Genomic DNA, 21,050 nt, shown 5'->3' with positions numbered 1-21,050 from the left:
ACTCAGCGCGCCGCCAAAGCCCGCTCGGCCGCCCTGCCCCGCTGACGTGCCGGGTGCGGCTGCCACCAGTTCTGCCCTTCGTGCGGTGAATCGATACTCACCCGCTCGCCCATCTGCGGCGTGCTCAGCCGCACCTCGGCCGCAGCGGCCAGGCTGACGATGCGTTCGAAAGGCTCTTGCCAGCCATGGGTGGAAAGATCGAAGGTGCCGTTATGGATCGGTAGCATCCAACGCCCGCGCAGATCCAGATGTGCCTGCAGGCTTTGTTCCGGCTGCATGTGCACATTGGGCCAGGCCAGGTTGTAGGCGCCGGTCTCGATCAATGTCAGGTCGAACGGCCCGAAACGCTCGCCGATTTCAGCAAAGCCGGAGAAGTAACCGGTGTCACCGCTGAAGAACACGCGAGTCTGCTCGTCTATCACTACCCAGGACGCCCACAAGGTGCGATTGCTGTCGAACAGCCCACGCCCCGAGAAGTGTTGCGCAGGTGTTGCGACGAAGCGCACCCCCTCGACCTCGGCCTCCTGCCACCAATCCAGTTGAGTGACCTTTGCTGCGGGCACGCCCCACTCGATCAACAGGTCACCCACGCCGAGCGGTGCCAGAAAGCGCTCGGCACGGGGAGCCAGCCGGCGAATCGCCTGCTCATCAAGGTGGTCGAAATGGTCATGGGACAGAATCACCGCTGTCAGCGGCGGCAATTCATCCAGCCCCAGCGGCGGGGCATGAAAGCGCTGCGGCCCGGCCCATTGCACCGGCGAGGCGCGCTCGGCGAAAACCGGGTCGGTAATGAAGTAGCGACCGCGCAGCTTCAGCAGTACGGTGGAGTGCCCAAGGCGCCAGAGGCTGTGGTCCGGCGCATCGAGCACCTGTTGGCGGGTCATGGGCTGCACGCTGATTGCCGTCGCCGGCCGGGTTTCCGGCGGTTTGCGCAGGAACAGGTACTTGAGGCCGATGCGCAGCTTCTTCAGCACGCCATCCTGGGGCAAGCTGGCCTGGTTGTGAAAACGTCCGTCCCGCTGTGGCGCCGATTGGTCGCCAGGATTCGCCATGGGAGCCATGAGCAGCAACACTCCAAGCAAGAGGAAAGGCTTCATGTTACCCCACTGGGATCACATCAACCGTGAATTGGCTTGTAAGGTCATTCTTCGTCGATGAAACACTGTTCAACAATATTCACCTGAGTTATGCGATAAACGGCACCCCGGCAGAAGAACAACGACCATCATGGACAATAGCAGCGGCAAGGGACTCTCATTCGTCAAGCGCATCTACCTGCCGCGCGTCATCGGCCTGGGGATCGGCCTGTTCAGCGTAGCCGCTGCCGTGGCACCGCTATCGCCCCCCACCTGGGCCTGGCTGTTACTGATGTTCAATGGCTTGCTCTGGCCGCATGTCGCCTATCAGTGGGCATCGCGCTCGGCCGCCCCTTATCAGGCAGAACAGCGCAACCTGCTGCTGGATTCGCTGATGGGCGGTTTCTGGACCGCTGCCATGCACTTCAACCCGCTGCCGACCGTGACCGTGTTATCGATGATGACCATGAACAACGTGGCCGCAGGTGGCAAGCGCCTGATCGTTCGCGGGGTCATGGCTCAACTGGCCGGCATGCTGCTGGCCAGTGCACTGCTGGGCACCGGGCTGCAGCTGAATGCCACGACGCTGCAGGTCTATGCCTGCCTGCCAATGCTGACCCTCTACCCGTTGGCGCTGGGCTGGGTGTGCTACCGCCTGGCGATCAAACTGGCCGAACACAAGCGCCGCCTCAGGGCCCTGAGCCTGACCGACAGCCTGACCGGCCTGCTCAACCACGGTGCCTGGAAAGACCTGCTGCTACTCAGGTTCCAGGCCTGCCGGCAGCAACAGTCGCCAGCCGTGATCGCGCTGATCGACATCGATCACTTCAAGACCATCAACGACACCTTCGGCCATGTGGTCGGCGATTGCGTGCTGCGCCAGATGAGCGAGGAGCTCAAGCGCAACCTGCGTGAATCCGACCAGGCCGGGCGCTATGGCGGTGATGAGTTCTGCGTGATCCTGCCCGCCACCAGCGAGGCCCAGGCCTGCCAGGCCATGGAGCGCCTGCGCGAACAGGTCGCCAGCTACCGCAACCCGCAACTGCCGCATCTGCGCATCAGCCTGAGCATCGGCCTGGCAGCCTTCCACGCCGACCTCCAGTCTCCCGAGCACTGGCTGGAACAAGCCGACAAGGCCTTGTACAGCGCCAAGCACCGAGGTCGCGACCAGGTCAATTTCGCGCAAGGCGAGGCCACCCCGCTCAGGCTGGCCTATCCTGACTGAACCTCCTTGCTGATTGACCGGCGGGGGACTGCAGTCATCAAGGAGTTGTTCGCGCATGGCCAGGACCGCCAGCCCTCCCCCACGTCTTCAGGTCCGTCGCCTGATCGGCGTTTTCTGCGTGGTCTTCGGCCTCGCCTGCCTGGTTACCCTGGGCGCACTGTTCAACATCGCGGCCACCCTCGACCAGCAAGAGCAACAGCGCAGTGCCTTCCATGCCACCCAGGCGCTGGAACAACGCCTGCTTGCTTCCCGGCAGTTTCTGTCCAGCTACGCCGTATGGGACGCAGCCTTCGAGCACCTGGCTGGCAAGGTCGACTGGCAGTGGGCCTATGAAGAAAAGAATGTCGGTGAATCGCTGTACAGCGCCAGCGGTTACGAAGGTGTATTCGTGGTCGAAGACCAGCGCACTACCTACGCGCTGTTCAAAGGCGCGCCTACCGAGGCCGCTGCGGGCAGTTTCATCGATGCGCCCCTGCCTGAAATCATCGATGCCGCGCGCGCGGCCGCCAGCGCCCGCGAGCAAGTCACCCGTTTCGTCATCTTCAACAACTGGCCAGCGGTACTCAGCGCCGCGGCCGTACGCCCGGACAAGGACGTCACCGCAGCAGAAGTGAGCCAGGCACCGGTCATGCTGTTCGTCGATCAGCTCACCGAAGCCAAACTCGCGCACCTGGGCGAAGGTGCGGGCCTTGCGCGCATGCATATAGAGAAGAACGAAGAGCACGAGAACGGTCACCAGCATGTGGCCCTGGGCGACACCGGTTACCGCCTGGCCTGGATCAGCCCGCTGCCCGGGCGGCAACTGCTTTGGGCCGTGCTACCGCCCTTGCTCTGCGCGTTGCTGATACTCGGCCTGGTGATGCTTTACCTGTTCCGCCACGCGTTACGCAGTTCTCGCGCCATCGACCTCAGCCTGCAGCGCCTGCAAAAGAGCAATCAGGCTCTGGAAGCCAGCGAACAACGTTTTCGCGCAGTGGCCGAGGCCGCATCCGACTGGATCTGGGAAACCGACCGGCAGCAACGGATCACCTACCTGTCCCAGCGATTCGCCAGTGTGACCGACGACCCGGTCGAGGCCTGGCTTGGCCAGCCACTGAATCAACTGCTCAGCTGTGAAACCACGCCCTTGTCAGCCTGGCTCGATGGGCAGACCGACACCGACTCGGAACAACCGGCCAACCTGCGTTGCGCCTACCGGGACCACAATGGCCTGAACCGCTATTGCCGTATATCAGCACGGCCAATCCGGCTCGATGGCAAGCTCGCCGGCTTTCGCGGAACTGCCAGCGATATCACCGACGAAGTCGAGGCCCATGCGCGCATCCAGCACCTGTCGCTGCACGACCCACTGACCGGCCTTGCCAATCGCAACAAGCTGGCCAGGCATCTGGAACAGGCCCTGGTACGCGGCAGCGAGTCGCCACCGTTGACCTTGCTGCTGCTTGACCTGGACAACCTCAAGCCGATCAACGATTCGCTTGGCCATGCGGCCGGTGATGCGGTGCTGCAGGAAGTGGCCGCGCGCCTGCGCGATACCACCCGTGACGTCGACCTGGTGGCACGCCTGGGTGGGGACGAATTCGTCCTGGTGCTGGCAGGCATGGATAACCGCAGCGAGATCGACCGCCTGTGCCGGCGGCTGATCGAGCTGCTGCAGCAACCCATTGCCTTTGAAAACCAGCTGCTGCACATCGGCGCCAGCCTCGGCATCGCCCAGACCCGCAATCAGGGTTTCGATGCCGGTGAGCTGATCCGCTGCGCCGATATCGCCCTGTATCAGGCCAAGGCAGATGGCAAAGGCACCTGGCGCTACTTCGCCGCCGAGATGAACCAGCAGATCCAGTACCGTCGCCAGCTGGAGAACGACCTGCGACGCGCCCTGAAGAACAATGAGTTCGTCCTGCATTACCAACCACGCTACCGCATGAGCGACCTGCGTATCGTCTCGGTCGAAGCCTTGCTGCGCTGGCAGCACCCACAAGAAGGCCTGCTCGCGCCTGATACCTTCATCCCGCTGGCCGAGCAAAGCGAACTGATCGTCAACCTGGGACGCTGGGTGCTGCGCGAAGCTTGCCGCAATGCACTCGACTGGCCGCAGCACCTGCTGGTGTCGGTGAACCTGTCACCTGCACAGTTCATGCGCAGTGACGTGGTCGCCGATGTTCGCGAAATTCTCCTGGAAACCGGCTTCCCTGCACAGCAGCTGGAGCTGGAGATTACCGAGAACGTGATGCTCAACGACATCGAGGGAGCCCTTGGCACCATGCTCGCGCTCAAGGAGCTGGGTGTGCGGCTGAACATGGATGACTTCGGCACCGGGTATTCGTCGTTGGGCTACCTGCGGACCTACCCGTTCGACAGCATCAAGATCGACAAGCGCTTCATCGCCGGGTTGGCCAATACCGCCGGCAGCGACCGCGCCGTGGTACAAGCGATCATCAACCTGGGTGAGGCGATGGGGTTGACGGTGACGGCCGAGGGCGTCGAGACCGAGCAACAATTGCGCGCGCTGCAGAAAGACCGTTGCCATGAGGTGCAGGGCTACTACCTGAGTCGGCCGCTGGACAAGGCCGACTTCGAGCAATTGTTGCAACAGAAACTTGGGTGGTCCGCCGGTACCTCTTGAAGCGCATGTCAGCGCAGCGAACGCTCAGCCACGATTTCCGGCAGATCGCGACGCCGCAGGTAGAGGCGCAACGGTTCGCCAATGTTCAGTCGGTCATCCACATGCTGTTCCAGCAAAAGCTCCAGGCGTTCCCGGCACAGCGCCATGCGCGCGCCCTGTTGTGGCCGCCAGACGAATTCGCTGCAGGGGGTGATGCTGTCATCCGCCACGTCCATGCCGAACGCGTCTTCGGAAAACCGCACGATATGGACGCCGCGCTTGCCATGAAAGCCGACAAAACCATTGAGCTGGTCGGCAGCGCTGCAAATGTCCTGAGAAGTGATGGCCATGACGTAACCTCGCAAATGAACGGAAGTGACGCACGCCAGGCAGGCAACGGTCGCCTCTATTGGGCGACGCGCAGTGGGCAGCCTAGCTCATGTGATCATCGTTGTGCCAAGGTTTTCACCGTCTGGGTCGACCTGCGACGCCAGCAACCCGCCCAGCCAGCTCATGAAAGCCTGGACCCGACGTGGCACATGCCGCTGCCGGGCATACAGCAAGGACACTGGCATGGCCTGCGCCTGCCAGCCCTGCATCACCTCCACCAACTCACCGCTCGCCAGATGATGCGCCACACCGACTGCAGGCACCTGGATCAGTCCGAGGCCCGCCAGGCACGCCGCCGAATAGGCCTCGGCATTGTTGACCGTGACCACGCCGGCCATGGGCTGATAGCACTCCTGGCCGGCTTGCAGGTATTCAAAGCCCGCGCTGCGCGTGCCCAGGTTGCGCACGTAATGCACCAGGTGGTGCCCGGCCAGGTCATCCAGGCTCTGCGGCACGCCGTAACGAGCCAGGTAGCCAGGGCTGGCGCAATTGCGCATGCTCAACTGGCCGACAGGCCGCGCCACAACATCCAGGTCACTCAGCGTACCGATGCGCATCACGCAGTCGAAACCTTCACGCAGCAGGTCGACCTGGCGGTCGGTACAACTGATCTCTACCTCCAGCCTGGGAAATCGCGACAGAAACTGCGGCAAGGCCGGAATGATTACACGGCGGGCCATCATGGTCGGCATGTCGACACGCAGGCAGCCGGCCAGTTCGGCATCGTCGGCACGGAACAGGCTCTCGATTTCGTCCATGCCCGACAGCAGGTCCTTACTGCGCTCATACAGCAAGGCACCGTCCTGGGTTGCCTGCACGCGTCGCGTGGTGCGGTGAAACAGGCGAGTGCCGAGCAATAGCTCCAGCGCCCTCACCTGCTCGGATACCGTCGAGCGCGGCAGGCTCAGGCTGTCTGCCGCCAGGGTGAAACTGCTCAGCTCACTGACGCGAACGAACGTACGCAGCAATTCCAACTTGTTCATAGCTCGCCTCAACTGTTCGGCCCAGGCGAACAGTATTTCCGATCTGGCTGGATTTAACAGCTGCGGCACGATCAATAACCTGTGAATCCTCCATCACCCACGAGGGATTCGACATGACTCGCAAGATCGCCTTGATCACTGGCGCCAGCCGCGGCCTGGGCCGCAATGCCGCCGAACATCTGGCCGCACGCGGTATCGACATCATCGGCACCTACCACAGCAAGGCCGACGAAGCTCAACGCGTAGCCACGGCCCTCGAAGCGGTCGGCGCCAAGGCCGCCATGTTGCAACTGGATGTCAGCGACAGCAGCAGCTTCGCCAGCTTTGCCGAGCGGCTGAGTGAAACCTTGCAGCAACAGTTTGGCCGCGAGCGCTTGGACTTCCTGGTAAACAATGCGGGTATCGGCCTGAATGTGCCGTTCAGCGAAACCAGCGAAGCGCAGTTCGACCAGTTGCTGAACATCCAGCTCAAAGGGCCGTTTTTCCTGACTCAGAGGCTGTTGCCCTTGTTGGTCGATGGCGGGCGCATCATCAACATCTCGTCCGGGCTGACGCGCTTTGCGCTGCCCGGGTATGCCGCCTATGCGGCCATGAAAGGGGCGATGGAGGTCTTGACCCGTTATCAGGCCAAGGAACTGGGTGCACGCGCAATCCGCGTCAACATCCTCGCGCCCGGGGCGATCGAGACAGACTTTGGTGGTGGGGTGGTGCGCGACAATCAGCAGGTCAATGACTTCATCGCCGGCAATACTGCGCTGGGGCGGGTCGGTTTGCCGGACGATATCGGCGCGGCCATTGCGCTGCTGCTGGAGGAAGGCAATGGCTGGATCACCGGGCAGCGACTGGAAGTGTCTGGCGGGATGTTCCTTTAAGGCCGAAAAACTGGGTCGCTTTGCGACCCATCGCAGGCAAGCCAGCTCCTACAGGTATAGCGTCGGTATCAAGAGCGCCGCCACCTGTGGGAGCTGGCTTGCCTGCGATGGGCTGCAAAGCAGCCCCAATGGCCATCACTGTTCTGCTTGGTCCTCATGCACCTGCACACTGGCGGTCATCCCTGCACTCAGATGCATCCCTTCCGGGATCTGGTCCAGCCTGATCCGCACTGGAATCCGTTGCGCCAGCCGCACCCAGTTGAACGTCGGCTCCACTACCGGCAGCAGCTGGCTGTCCGGGTTGCTGTTGCTGTCGGTAATGCCGCGGCTGATGCTTTGCACATGGCCCTGCATCGCATCACCCGCGCCCATCAGCCAGACTTTCACTTCATCGCCAACCCGGATACGCGGCAGCTTGGTCTCCTCGAAGTAGGCCTGGATGTAGAACGTCGAATCATCCACCAGGGCCATCACCGACTCACCGGTGTTCACATAGTTGCCCTGGGCCAGGCGCAGGTTGGTGATATGCCCGCTGCGCGGCGCCCGTACTTCGCTGCGCGCCAGGTTGATCTTGGCCACTTGCAACTGCGCTTCGGCCTCGTGCAATTCACCCCGGGCGACGGCGGCGTTGATCTGCGCGTTCTCGCGCAATTCTGCACTGATCGCCTCCGGGCCCAACGCCGTGCGCCGCGCCGCTTCACGCTCACGCAGGTGCAACTGCTGGGTGCGGGTTTCAGCCACTGCGCTGGCTTGGTCGTACGCCGCCTGGAAGCGCTCGCGGTCGATGCTCATCAGCAGATCGCCAGCCTTGACCTGCTGGTTGTCCTGAACCTTGAGCTCACGCACCCAACCAGACACGTCTGGCGCGATCACCACCACATCGGCGCGCACCCGGGCATCACGCGTCCACGGCGTGAGCATGTAGTACTGCCAGAGCTTGAAGCCGGCCAGAACGGCAATGGCGACCACGCACAGGGTCACCAGGGTACGGACGACGGCACGCATTGAATCACTCCTTACAAAGGCCCCAACAGGCGAACTACCAGGAACAGCACACAAACGAACAACGCCGTGTCGAACAGCGCTTCATGCCAGATCCAGCGCCCCAACGGCGTGGCCTGCACCACCAGGCGCAACACCCCGGTCAGCGCCAGCGCCATCAGCACATAAATCAGAAACGGGCTGAGCAGCACACCGCCCAGCTCCCACTCACGCAAGCCCATGGGCATCCTCCTGCGCGCGGCACCATTTGCCCCAACTTTTCTGCAACTGCAGCACCGCCCCCTGGGCAAGGCGCAACGGGTCGCTGGCCGGCGCCCGCTGTAAAGCCGCGATGAACTGCTCGCTGGCCGTATCCAGGCGCTGCCCGCGGCCAGCGCCCGGGCCTTTGGCCAGCACCGCCTCGACCTGCTGCAGGTATTCGCGCTCGGCAGCCCCCAATGGCACCTGGGCCACCGCCAGGCACATGCGCAAGTGCACCAGCTCATCACCGATATCCAGCCCGTGCAGGCCATCATCCCAGCGCTTGCGCTCGGTGGCCGGCAGCTCGCTGGCATGCCGGGCCAACTGCATCAGGCGGTCGGCCATGCGCCCACCAAACCAGCTGTCGGCACCGCGCAATTCGCGCCGGGTCAGCCGCACCAGGTCGCTCTGGGTCGCGGCGCGCAGGCGCCGGCCAAGCCAGGCCGGATGGCGGAACACCAGCAGGCGAAACGCCAACACCGCAGCGCCCACGCCCATCAACATGGCCAGGGCGCTATTGAGCATGGTCGCCACACCGAACGTCATGGCATTGAGCGGCGCTACCAGCACGATGAAATGCAGACAATAGGAAGTCGCAGTGGCGCCGGTGCGCGGGTGGGCCATGCCCAGTGCCCCAAAGAACAGCGGCACGCCCATGCCCAGGCAGAGCATGGCGAAGCTGCTCCATTGCGGCAGAATGATCTGCCCGACCAGAAAGGCTGCCGGGATCGCCAGAAAGATGCCGCGCAAGAAACTCAGGCCGATCTGTGCCCCGTTCTCGCGGCTGGCGAACAAGCTGCACACCACACAGGTCAGCACCAGGCCGCCAGGCGCCGACGGCCAGGCCGTGGCCAGCCAGAAGCTGCTCATCACCAGGAATGCCAAGGCACTGCGGGAACCGAACAACAAGGCCAGCGACCAGTCGCGATGCGCCGCCAGGCCCTGGGCCACATCCTTTGGCGCCCTGCCCACCTCGACATCGTCCATGGCCTGGGTGGCGGCCATGGCGTAGTCCAGCAGCAAGGCCATGCGCGCCAGGCAGAAGTGCTCGGCGGAGCTGATCTGCTCATCATGCGCGGCATCCCAGATACGCTGACGCAACAGCAGCAAGCTCGGTTGATCGGGGTTGACCAGCAGCGCCCGTACCTCTTCAAGCCAAGGCGCGAGGCGCCCGGCTTCGCGCTCGTCCAGTTGCCGCCACTGCCGGCGCACCGAGCGTGAAATACGCAGCAGTACCATCAGTTTCTGGCTCAGCCCGCGAATGGCCCTGGCCCGTTGCCGACCGCGTGGTCCTTCGAACCAGGCATGTTCGCGCTGGGTGTCGATGGCAACGATACGGCCCAGGCTGTCCAGCAGCCCTTTGCGTGCTTCATCCTCGCCACCCAGCATGGCGCTTGCCGCCTGCAGACCGTTCTGCCAGGCCTGGCGCGCCTGGCCGGCGAGTTGCTGCTCGACCCTCATCGGCCAGATCAGGGCGCTACTGGCCGTGGCACAGAAGATCCCCAGGCAGATTTCAGTGCACCGCGCCACCGCCTGATCGAACACCTGCAAGGGATGATTGATGGCAGGCAAGGCAATGATGGCAGCGGTGTAGCCGGCCAGCACGAACGAATAAGCCCAGGCACTGCGCAATTGCGTGGATGCCGCCGTACACAGGGCCAGCCACAGCGCCAAGGTAATCAGGAACAGCCATGGGGTCTGGGCGAACAGGCCAATAAACACCACCGACATGACTGTACCGACCAAGGTGCCGGCAAGACGCGCCAGGCCTTTCTGCACCACCATCCCCGACAACGGCTGGGCGACGATGAACGCAGTCATCAATGCCCAGGACGGTTGCTCCAGCCCCCAGCGCATGGCCAGCCACAACGCCAGGCCCGCCCCAAGCAGGGTCTTGATGGCGAACTTGATGGCGAGGCTGCTGGGTGCGAACAGGGCCTGGAAGGTGATGGGCACGAATCGGACCTTGCGGGGGAATGGTCAGTTAAACGATAGACAATGGCGAGCAGGATACTGCTGGAACGATTAATTAGCTAGCTAATCATCTTTATCAGCAAAAAACGCAGACAAAAAAATAGGCGACCGAAGTCGCCCTAAATGCCTTGCGTGCTCGTGAATCCGAAAGGTCAGCGCGGCTTGCGCTTGTGCGAATCCTTCCAGATGAAAATGCCCAGACCGGCAAAGAATGCAAACATCAACCCGACCGTTACCACACCCGCGATAACCACATTGTCGAAGAACATGCTGGCCTCCCGATTCGTTTGCCGTTGTCCGATGGATGCAAGGTAACGAATACGGGGGCGGGGGAAATTGATCAGGGTCAATGCTGCCCGGGACCGGGCACGCGAGGCGGGTGCAGGGTTGACCTGCGTCAAGTTTCAGCGCTTCTTGGGCTTGCCCTTGGGCTTCTTTTTCTTCGCGGCGGAAAGTGGCATGGCCTGCTCGAAGGCCTGGCGCACTTCGTTCAGGCGTTTTTCCTTGAGGTCATGGATGCGCTTGGCGCGCTCGGCATCGAAGTCGATGAGGTTGTCTTGGCTCATGAGTGGGCTCGACGGTCTACAGAGACTTGCATCATGAAGCCAGGCGCTGGCCATGACCAGCCCCGCGTCAGACTTCGATATCGACCAGCAGGCCCTGGCGCGGGTTCTCGCCCATCAGCGGTGCCACCGGCACAGTGTTGTCGGCGTTGACCTCGTCACCCGGCACGGCGCTGTACAGCTCCTCTTCGCCTTTGCTGCGCCGTTGCTGCTGGCGGCGCTGCTCCTCGCGCAGCAACAGCACCTGTTCTTGCGGGTCGCGCTGCTGCTTCAAGTCGATGGCGCTTTCATTGGACGAAGGCTGCACAGGCACCACCGGCTTGATGTCGGGGGTCTGTTTGACCGGGTCCAGTTGCGAGGTCACCGGAGCGGCACTGAGCGGGATGATCGGCGGCAGCATGGAAGTTCTCCTGTGCCCACTGTATCGGCCGTCCGTTAGCCAGCTTGAGCGTCAAGGGTATGGGGGCGGCCGCTCAGGGCCGCGCCATGCCAGTATAGACAGCTGTCACTCGGCATCGTCCTCAGAGTCGTCGTCGGCCGGCGGGCTGGCTTCGCTCCAGGGCCGCTTGTAGACCTGCTGCCAGACCGAATCCATGTGCTCGCGCAGCACCTGCGGCGCATTTTTCAGCGAGGCGCTGTCTTCACGCTCACCGCCGACCGGCTCTTCGCCTGCCGGGGTGATCAACGACTGGCCAGTGATGGTGTAGGCGTTCTGCCCCTCACGCATCTCGATGGCAATGTCATGCGGGTCGATGCCGCCACCACAGAAGGCGTGGCTGGCCACGGTCACTTCGGCGACACCGTCCTTGTTCAGGTCACTGACATCACTGACATCGGTATAGAAGTCGACATCCAGGTCCAGCCCCGGGCAGGTGGTTTCCTGCTCGATCTGCCAGCGCGGCTTGAACGCGTCACCCTCGGCAGCGCGCCCGTACAGGGTGGCCTTGAGCACCACCTTGTCGACTTCCTGCTCGGATTCGGCATCGACTGCCTGGCCATCGCTGCGACTGAGCACCAGCAGCCCCTCGCCGTCGCGGTCGCGAAAGTGCACGCTCTTGATCGGCGTCTGCACGCCCAGCACTTCGAGCTGCTCGACCGGGATCGCTGGCAGGGTTTCGAAATTTTTCTGTTCACAGGCAGCCAGCAGCAGCAAGCTGCTCATGGCCAGGGAAGTGTGCAACCAGCGGTGCTTGAGCGGCATATCGGTGCGTAGCCCTCGTCAGCAAGACGGTGTTCTGCGATGAAACAGCTAGACTGATGGACTTCTGGTCTATGGTCCGCCCGGCCTATCCGTTAACATAGCCGGCTTTTCATCGCGGGAGTTCAGGCAGTATGGCGCAGCAGTATCAACCGGGGCAACGCTGGATCAGCGACAGCGAAGCGGAGCTCGGCCTGGGGACCATCCTGGCGCAGGATGGCCGCCTGTTGACCGTGCTCTACCCGGCCACTGGCGACACCCGCCAGTATTCCCTGCGCAATGCGCCGCTGACCCGCGTGCGCTTCTCGCCAGGTGACCAGATCACCCACTTCGAAGGCTGGAAGCTGACCGTGCGCGAAGTCGAGGACATCGACGGGCTGATGGTCTACCACGGCCTGGATGGCCAGAACCAGGCTCGCACCCTGCCAGAAACCCAGCTGTCGAACTTCATCCAGTTCCGCCTGGCCAGCGACCGTCTGTTCGCCGGGCAGATCGACCCGCTGTCGTGGTTCAGCCTGCGTTACAACACCCTGCATCACACCAGCAAGCAGATGCAGTCGTCGCTGTGGGGCCTGGGTGGCTGCCGCGCGCAACCGATCGCCCACCAGTTGCACATCGCCCGCGAAGTCGCCGACCGCAGCGCCCCGCGCGTATTGCTGGCCGACGAAGTAGGCCTGGGCAAGACCATCGAGGCCGGCCTGGTGATTCACCGCCAGCTGCTGTCCGGCCGCGCCAGCCGCGTGCTGATCCTGGTCCCGGAAAACCTCCAGCACCAGTGGCTGGTGGAAATGCGCCGGCGCTTCAACCTGCAGGTCGCCCTGTTCGACGCCGAGCGCTTCATTGAAAGCGACGCCAGCAACCCGTTCGAGGATGCCCAGCTGGCGCTGGTCGCCCTGGAATGGCTGGTTGATGACGAAAAGGCCCAGGACGCGCTGTTCGCCGCTGGCTGGGACCTGATGGTAGTCGACGAGGCGCACCACCTGGTGTGGCATGAAGAGCAGGTCAGCGCTGAATACGGCCTGGTCGAGCAACTGGCCCAGGTCATCCCGGGCGTACTGCTGCTGACCGCCACCCCCGAACAACTCGGCCAGGACAGCCACTTCGCGCGCCTGCGCCTGCTCGACCCCAACCGTTTCCACGACCTCGCGGCGTTCCGCGCCGAGAGCGAAAACTACCGCCCGGTGGCCGAAGCCGTGCAGGAGCTGCTCGAAGAGGGCCGCCTGTCACCCAAGGCCCACGCCACCATTCAAGGCTTCCTCGGCGCCGAAGGCGAAGCGCTGCTGGCTGCGGTCAACGATGGCGATACCCAAGCCAGCGCCCGCCTGATCCGCGAGCTGCTCGACCGCCACGGCACCGGCCGCGTGCTGTTCCGCAACACGCGTGCGGCAGTTCAGGGCTTCCCCGAGCGCCAGCTGCACCCGTATCCGCTGGCCAACCCTGAGCAATATCAGGACCTGCCAGCCGGCGAACACGCCGAGCTGTACCCGGAAGTGGCCTTCCAGGCCCAAGGTGAAATCGGCGATGACGATCGCTGGTGGCGCTTCGACCCACGGGTCGACTGGCTGATCGACACCCTGAAGATGCTCAAGCGCACCAAGGTCCTGGTGATCTGCGCCCACGCCGAAACCGCCATGGACCTGGAAGACGCCCTGCGCGTGCGCTCCGGCATTCCGGCCACGGTGTTCCACGAAGGCATGAGCATCCTTGAGCGCGACCGCGCCGCCGCCTACTTCGCCGACGAGGAATTCGGCGCCCAGGTGCTGATCTGCTCCGAGATCGGCAGTGAAGGCCGCAACTTCCAGTTCGCCCATCACCTGGTGATGTTCGACCTGCCGGCCCACCCGGACCTGCTCGAACAGCGTATCGGCCGTCTGGACCGGATCGGTCAGAAGCACACCATCGAGTTGCACATCCCGTACCTGCAGGACAGCCCGCAAGAGCGCCTGTTCCAGTGGTACCACGATGGCCTCAACGCCTTCCTCAATACCTGCCCGACCGGCAACGCCCTGCAGCACCAGTTCGGCCCACGCCTGCTGCCGATGCTCGAAGGTGGCGATGCCAAGGCCTGGACCGCACTGGTCAGCGAGGCCCGCAGCGAGCGCGAGCGCCTGGAAGCAGAACTGCACAGCGGCCGTGACCGCCTGCTGGAGCTCAACTCCGGTGGCGCCGGTGAAGGCCAGGCGCTGGTCGAGGCCATCCTCGAGCAAGACGACCAGTTCGCCCTGCCGATCTACATGGAGACCCTGTTCGACGCCTTTGGCATCGACAGCGAAGACCATTCGGAAAACGCCCTGATCCTCAAGCCGAGCGAGAAGATGCTCGACGCCAGCTTCCCGCTGGGTGACGACGAAGGCGTGACCATCACCTACGACCGCGCCCAGGCCCTGTCGCGTGAAGACATGCAGTTCCTCACCTGGGAACACCCGATGGTGCAGGGCGGCATGGACCTGGTGCTGTCCGGCTCGATGGGCAACACCGCGGTCGCGCTGATCAAGAACAAGGCGCTCAAGCCGGGTACCGTCCTGCTCGAACTGCTGTTCGTCAGCGAGGTGGTGGCACCACGCAGCCTGCAACTGGGCCGCTACCTGCCGCCAGCGGCATTGCGCTGCCTGCTCGATGCCAACGGCAACGACCTGGCTTCGCGTGTGGCGTTCGAAACCCTCAACGACCAGCTCGAAAGCGTACCGCGTGCCAGCGCCAACAAGTTCGTTCAGGCCCAGCGCGACGTGCTGGCCAAGCGCATCAGCGGTGGTGAGGCCAAGGTCATGCCGGTGCACGTCGAGCGCGTGGCTGAAGCCCAACGCCGCCTGGCCGCCGAGGCCGACGAAGAGCTGGCGCGCCTGACTGCACTGCAGGCAGTCAACCCGAGCGTGCGTGACAGCGAGATCGATGCACTGCGCAAGCAACGTGAACAGGGCATGGCCATGCTGGACAAGGCCGCACTGCGGCTGGAAGCCATTCGCGTACTCGTTGCGGGCTGATTAGCCAGCCAAATTGACGGGGCCGCGTTGCGCCCCTTTCGCGACACGAGGCCGCTCCTACAGGAGATCGCATATTTCTGTAGGAGCGGCCTCGCGTCGCAAAAGGGGCGCAACGCGGCCTCGGTTCGTTATGCCAACCGGCTATTTTCCTGATAACCAAATTATAGAAGCCAAAGTGCCATTATTCAGGAAGGTTTAACCACCTGTTCCTATACTGCCCCAGGACAGTCTCCACAGGGCTTGAACGGAGACGAGTGAAAACTCGAGCAAAGGGCAAGCGATGGAATGGCTGGGTTTGCAACTGTTCACTGAACTGCCAGTAAGCGGGCGCATCGTCATCGACTGCCGCCATGAGCCGCTGCTGATCCTGATCGCCTTCGCGGTGGCCAGCGCAGCCTGCTTCGCCACCCTCGACATGGCCGAGCGCCAATCCCACAGCGAACACCCCGCCGCACAGCGGCAGTGGCGCATGCTCGGTGCCTGCTGCCTGGCAGGCGGCATTTGGGCCATGCATTTCATCAGCATGCTGGCATTCCGGGCTCCGGTGGAAATGCACTACGACGTGTCGCTCACAGGCTTGTCGTTGCTGATCGCTCTGCTGGTGGCCTGGATGGCGATGACCAGTCTCGACCGCATCGAAATGCGCTTGCGTCACTATTTGCAAAGCGCCCTGCTCATCGGCCTGGGCATCGTCATCATGCATTTCGTCGGCATGGCCGCACTGCAGACCGGCGCCCAACAGTATTACCAGACCGGCCTGCTGCTGAGCAGCGCTGCCATCGCACTGCTGACCAGCCTGGCCGCCTTGCTGCTGGCCCGTTACTTCCGCAATGGCAGCGGCACCCTCCACCAGACCATGAAGTATGGCGCCAGCCTGCTGATGGCCGGCGGCATCGTCGCCACGCACTTTACCGCCATGGCCGCCATGACCCTGGTGATCCCGGCCTCTACCGCCCTGAGCCTGCCATCCGCAGACAACAGCCTGCAGCTGGGGCTGACCGTGGCCTTCATCACTTTGCTGATCAGCGGCAGCAGCATCAGCGCCGCCCTGGCCGACAAGAAGCTGCAAAGCAAGGAAGACGACCTGCGCCGTTACGGTGTGCTGCTCAGCCAACTGGACCAGGCCCGTGCATCCCTGCAGCAGGCAGCTCATTACGATGCCCTGACCAATCTGGTCAACCGGCGTGGTTTCAACCAGCTCTTCGCCGAACGCCTGGCAGAACTGGATGCCAGCGAAAACCGTCTGGCGCTGATGTTCCTCGACATCGACCACTTCAAGCGTATCAACGACAGCCTCGGCCATGACGCCGGCGACGAATTGCTCAAAGTGATCGCCAACCATATCAAGGCCGCCACCCGCAGCCACGACCTGGTCGCCCGCTTCGGCGGCGACGAGTTCTGCGTGGTTACCAGCCTCAACAGCCGCGACGAGGCACGCCACCTGGCCCAGCGCATCATGCAACGGATGAAAGATCCGATCGACCTGGGTGGCCGGCGCATGGTCATGACCACCAGCATTGGCATCAGTATCTTCCCCGAAGACGGCCAGACGGCCGAAGAACTGCTCAAGCATGCCGACCTGGCCCTCTACCAATCCAAGGGCAGCGGGCGCAACAGCCTGAATTTTTTCAACAGCAATCTTAAAAATCGCGCCAGCCTGGCCTTGCAACTGGAAGAAGAGCTGCGCATTGCCCTGCTCGAAGAACGAGGCTTGTGCGTGCATTACCAACCCATCTTCGACTTGCGCACCGGCCAGGTGGCCAAGCTCGAAGCGCTGGTGCGCTGGCAGCACCCACTGCACGGGTTGATGGGGCCAGACAGGTTCATCGGCATTGCCGAGGCCAACGGCCTGATTGTCGACCTCGACTTGTGGGTGTTGCGCCACGCCTGCCAGGACCTGGCCCGGCTTCACCAGCATGGTTTTGCCAGCCTCAAGGTCACGGTCAATTGCTCGGCAGTGACCCTGGGCCACGAAAGCTTGCCCAATGAAGTAGAGGTGACCTTGTTCCAGACAGGCCTTGCACCTCGCCATCTGGAGCTCGAAGTCACTGAAAATGCCCTGATGGGTGATATCCAGCAGACGGTCAACCTGCTCAAGCGCATCCGTGGCCACGGCGTCGGCCTGTCGATCGACGATTTCGGTACCGGCTACTCGTCGCTGGCCTACCTCAAGCGCCTGCCCTTGGACGTGCTGAAGATCGACCGCTCATTCCTGCAGGATGTGCCCGCCAGCCAGAAGGATCGCGAGATCATCCAGGCCATCATCGCCATGGCCCACACCCTGCACCTGGAGGTGGTCTGCGAAGGCATCGAAACCGTCGAGCAACACCAGTTCCTGGCCAGCAACGGCTGCGATTACCTGCAGGGCTACCTGCTCAGTCGCCCGGTGCCAATGAGCGAGCTGCGCCCGCTGCTTGACCAGCTCGATCGCCAGGACACTGTCTTCAGCCCTTGTTGCGATACAGCTCTACCAGGGTCGCCGGATCTTTTTGCAGGTAGCCCTGGCTACCGTGCAGGCGCATCAATTGCGCGGCGAGGCCACTGAGGGGAGTTGCCGCACCCTGCTCGCGGGAGAGCTTGACGGCACCGTCGAGGTCCTTGAGCAACGTGCGCACATGCCACTTGATCGGTTCGAAACGGCTTTCGGCCATCTGCGGCGCCAGGATCTGCAGCGGCTTCGAATCGGCGAAGCCACCGGCAAGGGCTTCAGCAATCAAAGTGGCATCAACGCCTGACTGCTCGGCCAGTGCCACCACCTCGGCAATCACCAGGGCATTGCAGGCCACGATCATCTGATTGCAGGCCTTGGTCACCTGCCCTGCCCCCACGCCCCCCATGTGCGTCACCCGCTGGCCGAGTACCTGCAGAACCGGGCGCGCACGCTGCAGGTCACTGGCCTCACCACCCACCATGATCGCCAAGGTGCCCGCCTCGGCCCCAGGTGTGCCGCCGGATACCGGGGCATCCAGCCAGGCCATGCCGCACAGGGCGGCCAGCTCGGCGGCCATTTCCCGGGTAGCGGTCGGCTCGAGGCTGGAGAAGTCCACCAGCAGCTGCCCGCTGCGTCCGCCCTCGGCGATACCTTGCTCGCCAAACACCACCTCGCGCACTACCGCTGTGTCGGCCAGGCACAGCAGCAGCATGTCGCTGTCACGGCACAACTCTGCGGGGCTGGCAGCCAACCGCGCACCTGCAGCCACCAACACGGCGCATTTTTCCGGGCTGCGGTTCCAGACCGTCAGCGGATAACCCGCGGCCAGCAGGCGCCGACACATCGGCAGCCCCATCAAACCAATCCCGGCAAATCCCAGCGAAGGCAGTGCAGTACTCATGAACGACTCCAGGCAGAAGATTAAAGAAGCGTGACAAGCGGGCGATGCAATGCCAGCCCGACAGAAAATCCTTAAAACAAGTAAGGGAAACCCCTATCGCATCCGTAAATGGCGCACTGCTAGAGTCGCGGCATTTCGCGTGATGGCCATATGGCATAACCCACTAATAATCACTTACACCAGGCAAATGGCGCACTATGACCTCTACGAACACTTCTGCCAATGCGGTCCCCGAGTCTTCGGCTCTACCCAACTCAGCGACCGCCGGTGGAGTTCGTGACACACTGCCGACACGCAGCTCACCGACACAGCAATACCTGTACTTCACCGAACAAGACATCCAGCGCATCCTCGACAACCTCGATGGCCTGCGTGACCTGGTGTTTCCCCGCAACCAGCACATCGAGGACGATGACCAACTGCGCCTGGAGCAGCAGTTCCCGTCGGTCTGCCTGATCGGCCTGGGCCGTTGCGGCTCGAACATCGCCCTCGATGTGGCCGAACTGGTCTACAACGCCCGCACGTTCTTCCTCAATGAGTTCAACAACGAGGACCGCCTCAAGGGCGAGTCGGGCTACAGCCCGGCGCGCTGGATCCGCCAGAACCTGCGCCTGGTGCAGAACAAGGGCATCAAGCCGGTGTTCCTGGTCGAACCGCTGGTGATGCTGGGCGACCTGGACAAGGACATCGCCGGGCGTATCCGCTTCTCGCGCAAGGGCGAGCGCGGCGAGTTCCTGCGCGACTACAGCAAGATGAAGATCATGGACCTGTCCGAAGTGCATGCTGGCGGTGCCGGCAACGCGCCCATCCTCGGCCAGTACCTGGCGAAGATCATCCTCAACAAGGACACCCAGCGCTTTTCCAGTGCCGACTGGAAGCTGATCCACTCGTACCTGATCGACTCCTGCGGCATCAAGGCCAACCAGTCGCGGCTGTACTTCTACATCTTCAGTGCCGGTGGCGGTACCGGTTCAGGCATGGCTTCGGAGTTCGGCCTGGCCCAGCAGTACTCGTACATGAACAAAACCTTCGACACCAAGCCGGCCGAGGAGAACGACGGCAAGAGCGGGCATTCGTTCGTCTTCGAGCCGATCTTCACCAGCGGTATCTGCGTGCTGCCCAATGCTACAGACCACCGCAGCGAAATGTCCGAAGCCCTGCACATCAACGCCGGCCGGCTGTTGTGCAAATACCTGTCGGAAGAATGGGACTTCTCGTACAACTTCGATAATGAAGACAGCAGCGAAGCCAGCGTGATGGGCCGTATTCGCCCTTGGAACGCGATGATGCTGATCTCCAACGACATCATGCGCTACGCCGAAGAAAGCGATGACGGGACCATCCACAACATCGACGTCAACGCCATGGAGAAGCACGCCAACCAGTACATCTCCCAGCAGATTTTCAACATCCTCACCGCCCAGGCAGTGACCACCGACTACGACCAGAACTACTTCCGCCGTGCCGGTATCGACATTGGCGAAACCATTCGCCTGGACGCCAACGACCTGTTCATGAGCCTGGCCGGCCCGGTAGCCATTGCCTATGCCGAGTCGGTGGTGCCCGAAGTGCCCGTTCAAGGTTCGGACAAGTTCAAGGTGTTCGAACGCGAAACCCCGCGCCTGGACATCGACGACCTGTTCTTGCGCTCCATCGACCTGCCGCATTTCAACAAGCAGACCCAGGCCATCGAAGGCATCAGCCTGCTGCCGATCGAGTCGCGCCGCTATCGCGCGGCGCTGGAGCAATACCAGGCTTCGGGTTACGACGCCGCGGCATTGCATGACCTGCACTTCTTCAAGAACTGCTCGTCGGTGGTGTCGATCGTTTCGCTACCCAAGGACTACAAGCTGTCTTACATGGACCTCAATCGGCTCAAGACCCACCTCAACAGCCTGTTCCCCAACACCACGCTCAAGCGCTACGCACTGGTGATCGGTGCATCGGCCAACCTGTCGCTGACCACCCTGATCGCCAAGAGCCCATGCCTGTCGGACGACTTCCTGACGCTGATCGTGGCTTTCATCAAGCGCTGCTTTGCCCGTACCCCCTACCGCTTCGATGACACCCTGGACAATGCCATCCTGGAGTTCATCACCAGCGAGCACTTCGAGGAGGACCGGATAGACGACCTGCTCAACGAGTTCGAAAACCCGGCGAAGATCCTCGACACCAACTGGTACGCGATAAAGCCGATGTATGAGAAGAAGTACCGCGAACTGATCAACGACAAGAGCCGCTTCGTGTCGATCAACGACATCCGCCTGTCGCGCGAATGCGTGAAGAAGGCCGTGAAGTACCTGCGCGAGATCTTCCGCCACCGCATCGGCAAGACCCGGGTGATTTCGCTGAACAGCCATACCGGACGAGTTGATTACTGATACTGACAGGGCCGCTGCGCGGCCCTTCGCAGGCACGTCGGATCGCCGCACCGCCGCTCCCACAGGATCATGAAAGCAGCGCCGGGCCTGTGGGAGCAGCGGGCTTGCCCGCGAGGGCTGCACAGCACCCCATTACGCATGCCGTAAACTGTTACCGCCCCGCCGAATCGCCCCGCCGTTGTTACTTACTTCCACCTTACGTGAGCGTCAACAAGCACCATCATGGGG

At 62.7% G+C, this 21,050-nt stretch carries 17 protein-coding genes; 6 read left to right on the top strand and 11 right to left on the bottom strand.

Features of this window, described 5'->3' with window-relative positions:
• Positions 1 to 2 precede the first annotated feature (2 nt).
• Positions 3 to 1,097 carry an MBL fold metallo-hydrolase gene (locus tag BUQ73_RS04410; RefSeq protein ID WP_079226831.1) on the bottom strand — a complete coding sequence of 365 codons (1,095 nt, stop codon included), beginning with the start codon at positions 1,095 to 1,097 and terminating at the stop codon, positions 3 to 5.
• Between the two features lie 130 nt (positions 1,098 to 1,227).
• Between BUQ73_RS04410 and BUQ73_RS04405 the strand changes: the two genes are divergently transcribed.
• The gene (locus BUQ73_RS04405) at positions 1,228 to 2,301 is read left to right on the top strand and encodes a diguanylate cyclase (RefSeq protein ID WP_079226830.1); all 1,074 of its coding nucleotides are present in this window, start codon (positions 1,228 to 1,230) and stop codon (positions 2,299 to 2,301) included.
• A 55-nt stretch (positions 2,302 to 2,356) separates the two neighbouring features.
• Positions 2,357 to 4,927, top strand: coding sequence for an EAL domain-containing protein (locus tag BUQ73_RS04400; RefSeq protein ID WP_079226829.1), 2,571 nt, complete (start codon positions 2,357 to 2,359; stop codon positions 4,925 to 4,927).
• Positions 4,928 to 4,935: 8 nt separating this feature from the next.
• Here the strand turns inward: BUQ73_RS04400 and BUQ73_RS04395 are convergent, their stop codons facing one another.
• Together BUQ73_RS04395 and BUQ73_RS04390 are read right to left on the bottom strand one after the other, a co-directional pair.
• Entirely contained in the window at positions 4,936 to 5,256 is a 321-nt protein-coding gene (locus BUQ73_RS04395; protein WP_079226828.1) for a DUF2025 family protein, read from the bottom strand.
• Positions 5,257 to 5,343: 87 nt separating this feature from the next.
• Positions 5,344 to 6,279 (bottom strand): LysR family transcriptional regulator, encoded by a 936-nt coding sequence (locus tag BUQ73_RS04390; RefSeq protein ID WP_079226827.1) that lies wholly within the window; start codon positions 6,277 to 6,279, stop codon positions 5,344 to 5,346.
• A gap of 113 nt (positions 6,280 to 6,392) precedes the next feature.
• Here BUQ73_RS04390 and BUQ73_RS04385 point away from each other — a divergent pair, with 113 nt between their 5' ends.
• Positions 6,393 to 7,151, top strand: a complete 759-nt coding sequence (locus BUQ73_RS04385; protein WP_079226826.1) for an SDR family NAD(P)-dependent oxidoreductase — start codon at positions 6,393 to 6,395, stop codon at positions 7,149 to 7,151.
• A 135-nt stretch (positions 7,152 to 7,286) separates the two neighbouring features.
• On the opposite strand, the gene BUQ73_RS04380 is transcribed toward BUQ73_RS04385, so the two are convergent.
• From BUQ73_RS04380 to BUQ73_RS04360, 7 genes are all read right to left on the bottom strand, one after another.
• Positions 7,287 to 8,156, bottom strand: a complete 870-nt coding sequence (locus BUQ73_RS04380) for an HlyD family secretion protein (protein WP_079226825.1) — start codon at positions 8,154 to 8,156, stop codon at positions 7,287 to 7,289.
• Positions 8,157 to 8,167: 11 nt separating this feature from the next.
• Positions 8,168 to 8,374, bottom strand: a complete 207-nt coding sequence (locus BUQ73_RS04375; protein ID WP_027918922.1) for a DUF1656 domain-containing protein — start codon at positions 8,372 to 8,374, stop codon at positions 8,168 to 8,170.
• Positions 8,361 to 10,349, bottom strand: a complete 1,989-nt coding sequence (locus BUQ73_RS04370; protein WP_079226824.1) for an FUSC family protein — start codon at positions 10,347 to 10,349, stop codon at positions 8,361 to 8,363. The genes BUQ73_RS04375 and BUQ73_RS04370 overlap by 14 nt, the downstream gene beginning before the upstream one ends.
• A 170-nt stretch (positions 10,350 to 10,519) precedes the next feature.
• The gene (gene ccoM, locus BUQ73_RS28835) at positions 10,520 to 10,636 is read right to left on the bottom strand and encodes a cytochrome c oxidase subunit CcoM (protein ID WP_027918924.1); all 117 of its coding nucleotides are present in this window, start codon (positions 10,634 to 10,636) and stop codon (positions 10,520 to 10,522) included.
• Between the two features lie 135 nt (positions 10,637 to 10,771).
• Positions 10,772 to 10,933, bottom strand: coding sequence for a hypothetical protein (locus BUQ73_RS28450; RefSeq protein WP_177326697.1), 162 nt, complete (start codon positions 10,931 to 10,933; stop codon positions 10,772 to 10,774).
• A gap of 67 nt (positions 10,934 to 11,000) precedes the next feature.
• Complete coding sequence (locus BUQ73_RS04365; protein ID WP_079226823.1) at positions 11,001 to 11,330, bottom strand: aspartate-semialdehyde dehydrogenase; 330 nt, start codon at positions 11,328 to 11,330, stop codon at positions 11,001 to 11,003.
• A 105-nt stretch (positions 11,331 to 11,435) separates the two neighbouring features.
• Complete coding sequence (locus BUQ73_RS04360) at positions 11,436 to 12,131, bottom strand: M949_RS01915 family surface polysaccharide biosynthesis protein (protein ID WP_079226822.1); 696 nt, start codon at positions 12,129 to 12,131, stop codon at positions 11,436 to 11,438.
• Between the two features lie 131 nt (positions 12,132 to 12,262).
• On the opposite strand from BUQ73_RS04360, the gene rapA reads away from it, so the two are divergent.
• Positions 12,263 to 15,109, top strand: a complete 2,847-nt coding sequence (rapA, locus tag BUQ73_RS04355) for an RNA polymerase-associated protein RapA (RefSeq protein ID WP_079226821.1) — start codon at positions 12,263 to 12,265, stop codon at positions 15,107 to 15,109.
• Positions 15,110 to 15,389: 280 nt separating this feature from the next.
• Positions 15,390 to 17,654 carry a putative bifunctional diguanylate cyclase/phosphodiesterase gene (locus BUQ73_RS04350; protein ID WP_079226820.1) on the top strand — a complete coding sequence of 755 codons (2,265 nt, stop codon included), beginning with the start codon at positions 15,390 to 15,392 and terminating at the stop codon, positions 17,652 to 17,654.
• Here BUQ73_RS04350 and BUQ73_RS04345 read toward each other — a convergent pair.
• Positions 17,554 to 18,441 (bottom strand): NAD(P)-dependent oxidoreductase, encoded by an 888-nt coding sequence (locus BUQ73_RS04345; RefSeq protein ID WP_079226819.1) that lies wholly within the window; start codon positions 18,439 to 18,441, stop codon positions 17,554 to 17,556. The two genes, BUQ73_RS04350 and BUQ73_RS04345, sit on opposite strands and share 101 nt — an antisense overlap.
• Positions 18,442 to 18,638: 197 nt before the next feature.
• Between BUQ73_RS04345 and BUQ73_RS04340 the strand changes: the two genes are divergently transcribed.
• Positions 18,639 to 20,822, top strand: a complete 2,184-nt coding sequence (locus tag BUQ73_RS04340) for a hypothetical protein (protein WP_079226818.1) — start codon at positions 18,639 to 18,641, stop codon at positions 20,820 to 20,822.
• The last annotated feature ends 228 nt before the right edge of the window (positions 20,823 to 21,050 follow it).

The sequence above is a fragment of the Pseudomonas putida genome (genome assembly GCF_002025705.1).
GTDB lineage: Bacteria > Pseudomonadota > Gammaproteobacteria > Pseudomonadales > Pseudomonadaceae > Aquipseudomonas > Aquipseudomonas putida_J.
This window is presented reverse-complemented; position numbering and strand designations above follow the sequence as displayed.

What these genes read in the sequence shown, in the direction of transcription:
- BUQ73_RS04345 (WP_079226819.1), bottom strand. Translation starts at nt 18,441, where the DNA reads ATGAGTACTGCACTGCCTTCGCTGGGATTTGCCGGGATTGGTTTGATG.
- BUQ73_RS04395 (WP_079226828.1), bottom strand. Translation starts at nt 5,256, where the DNA reads ATGGCCATCACTTCTCAGGACATTTGCAGCGCTGCCGACCAGCTCAAT.
- BUQ73_RS04405 (WP_079226830.1), top strand. Translation starts at nt 1,228, where the DNA reads ATGGACAATAGCAGCGGCAAGGGACTCTCATTCGTCAAGCGCATCTAC.
- BUQ73_RS28450 (WP_177326697.1), bottom strand. Translation starts at nt 10,933, where the DNA reads ATGAGCCAAGACAACCTCATCGACTTCGATGCCGAGCGCGCCAAGCGC.
- BUQ73_RS04390 (WP_079226827.1), bottom strand. Translation starts at nt 6,279, where the DNA reads ATGAACAAGTTGGAATTGCTGCGTACGTTCGTTCGCGTCAGTGAGCTG.
- rapA (WP_079226821.1), top strand. Translation starts at nt 12,263, where the DNA reads ATGGCGCAGCAGTATCAACCGGGGCAACGCTGGATCAGCGACAGCGAA.
- BUQ73_RS04385 (WP_079226826.1), top strand. Translation starts at nt 6,393, where the DNA reads ATGACTCGCAAGATCGCCTTGATCACTGGCGCCAGCCGCGGCCTGGGC.
- BUQ73_RS04380 (WP_079226825.1), bottom strand. Translation starts at nt 8,156, where the DNA reads ATGCGTGCCGTCGTCCGTACCCTGGTGACCCTGTGCGTGGTCGCCATT.
- BUQ73_RS04340 (WP_079226818.1), top strand. Translation starts at nt 18,639, where the DNA reads ATGACCTCTACGAACACTTCTGCCAATGCGGTCCCCGAGTCTTCGGCT.
- ccoM (WP_027918924.1), bottom strand. Translation starts at nt 10,636, where the DNA reads ATGTTCTTCGACAATGTGGTTATCGCGGGTGTGGTAACGGTCGGGTTG.
- BUQ73_RS04360 (WP_079226822.1), bottom strand. Translation starts at nt 12,131, where the DNA reads ATGCCGCTCAAGCACCGCTGGTTGCACACTTCCCTGGCCATGAGCAGC.
- BUQ73_RS04400 (WP_079226829.1), top strand. Translation starts at nt 2,357, where the DNA reads ATGGCCAGGACCGCCAGCCCTCCCCCACGTCTTCAGGTCCGTCGCCTG.
- BUQ73_RS04410 (WP_079226831.1), bottom strand. Translation starts at nt 1,097, where the DNA reads ATGAAGCCTTTCCTCTTGCTTGGAGTGTTGCTGCTCATGGCTCCCATG.
- BUQ73_RS04350 (WP_079226820.1), top strand. Translation starts at nt 15,390, where the DNA reads ATGGAATGGCTGGGTTTGCAACTGTTCACTGAACTGCCAGTAAGCGGG.
- BUQ73_RS04365 (WP_079226823.1), bottom strand. Translation starts at nt 11,330, where the DNA reads ATGCTGCCGCCGATCATCCCGCTCAGTGCCGCTCCGGTGACCTCGCAA.
- BUQ73_RS04375 (WP_027918922.1), bottom strand. Translation starts at nt 8,374, where the DNA reads ATGGGCTTGCGTGAGTGGGAGCTGGGCGGTGTGCTGCTCAGCCCGTTT.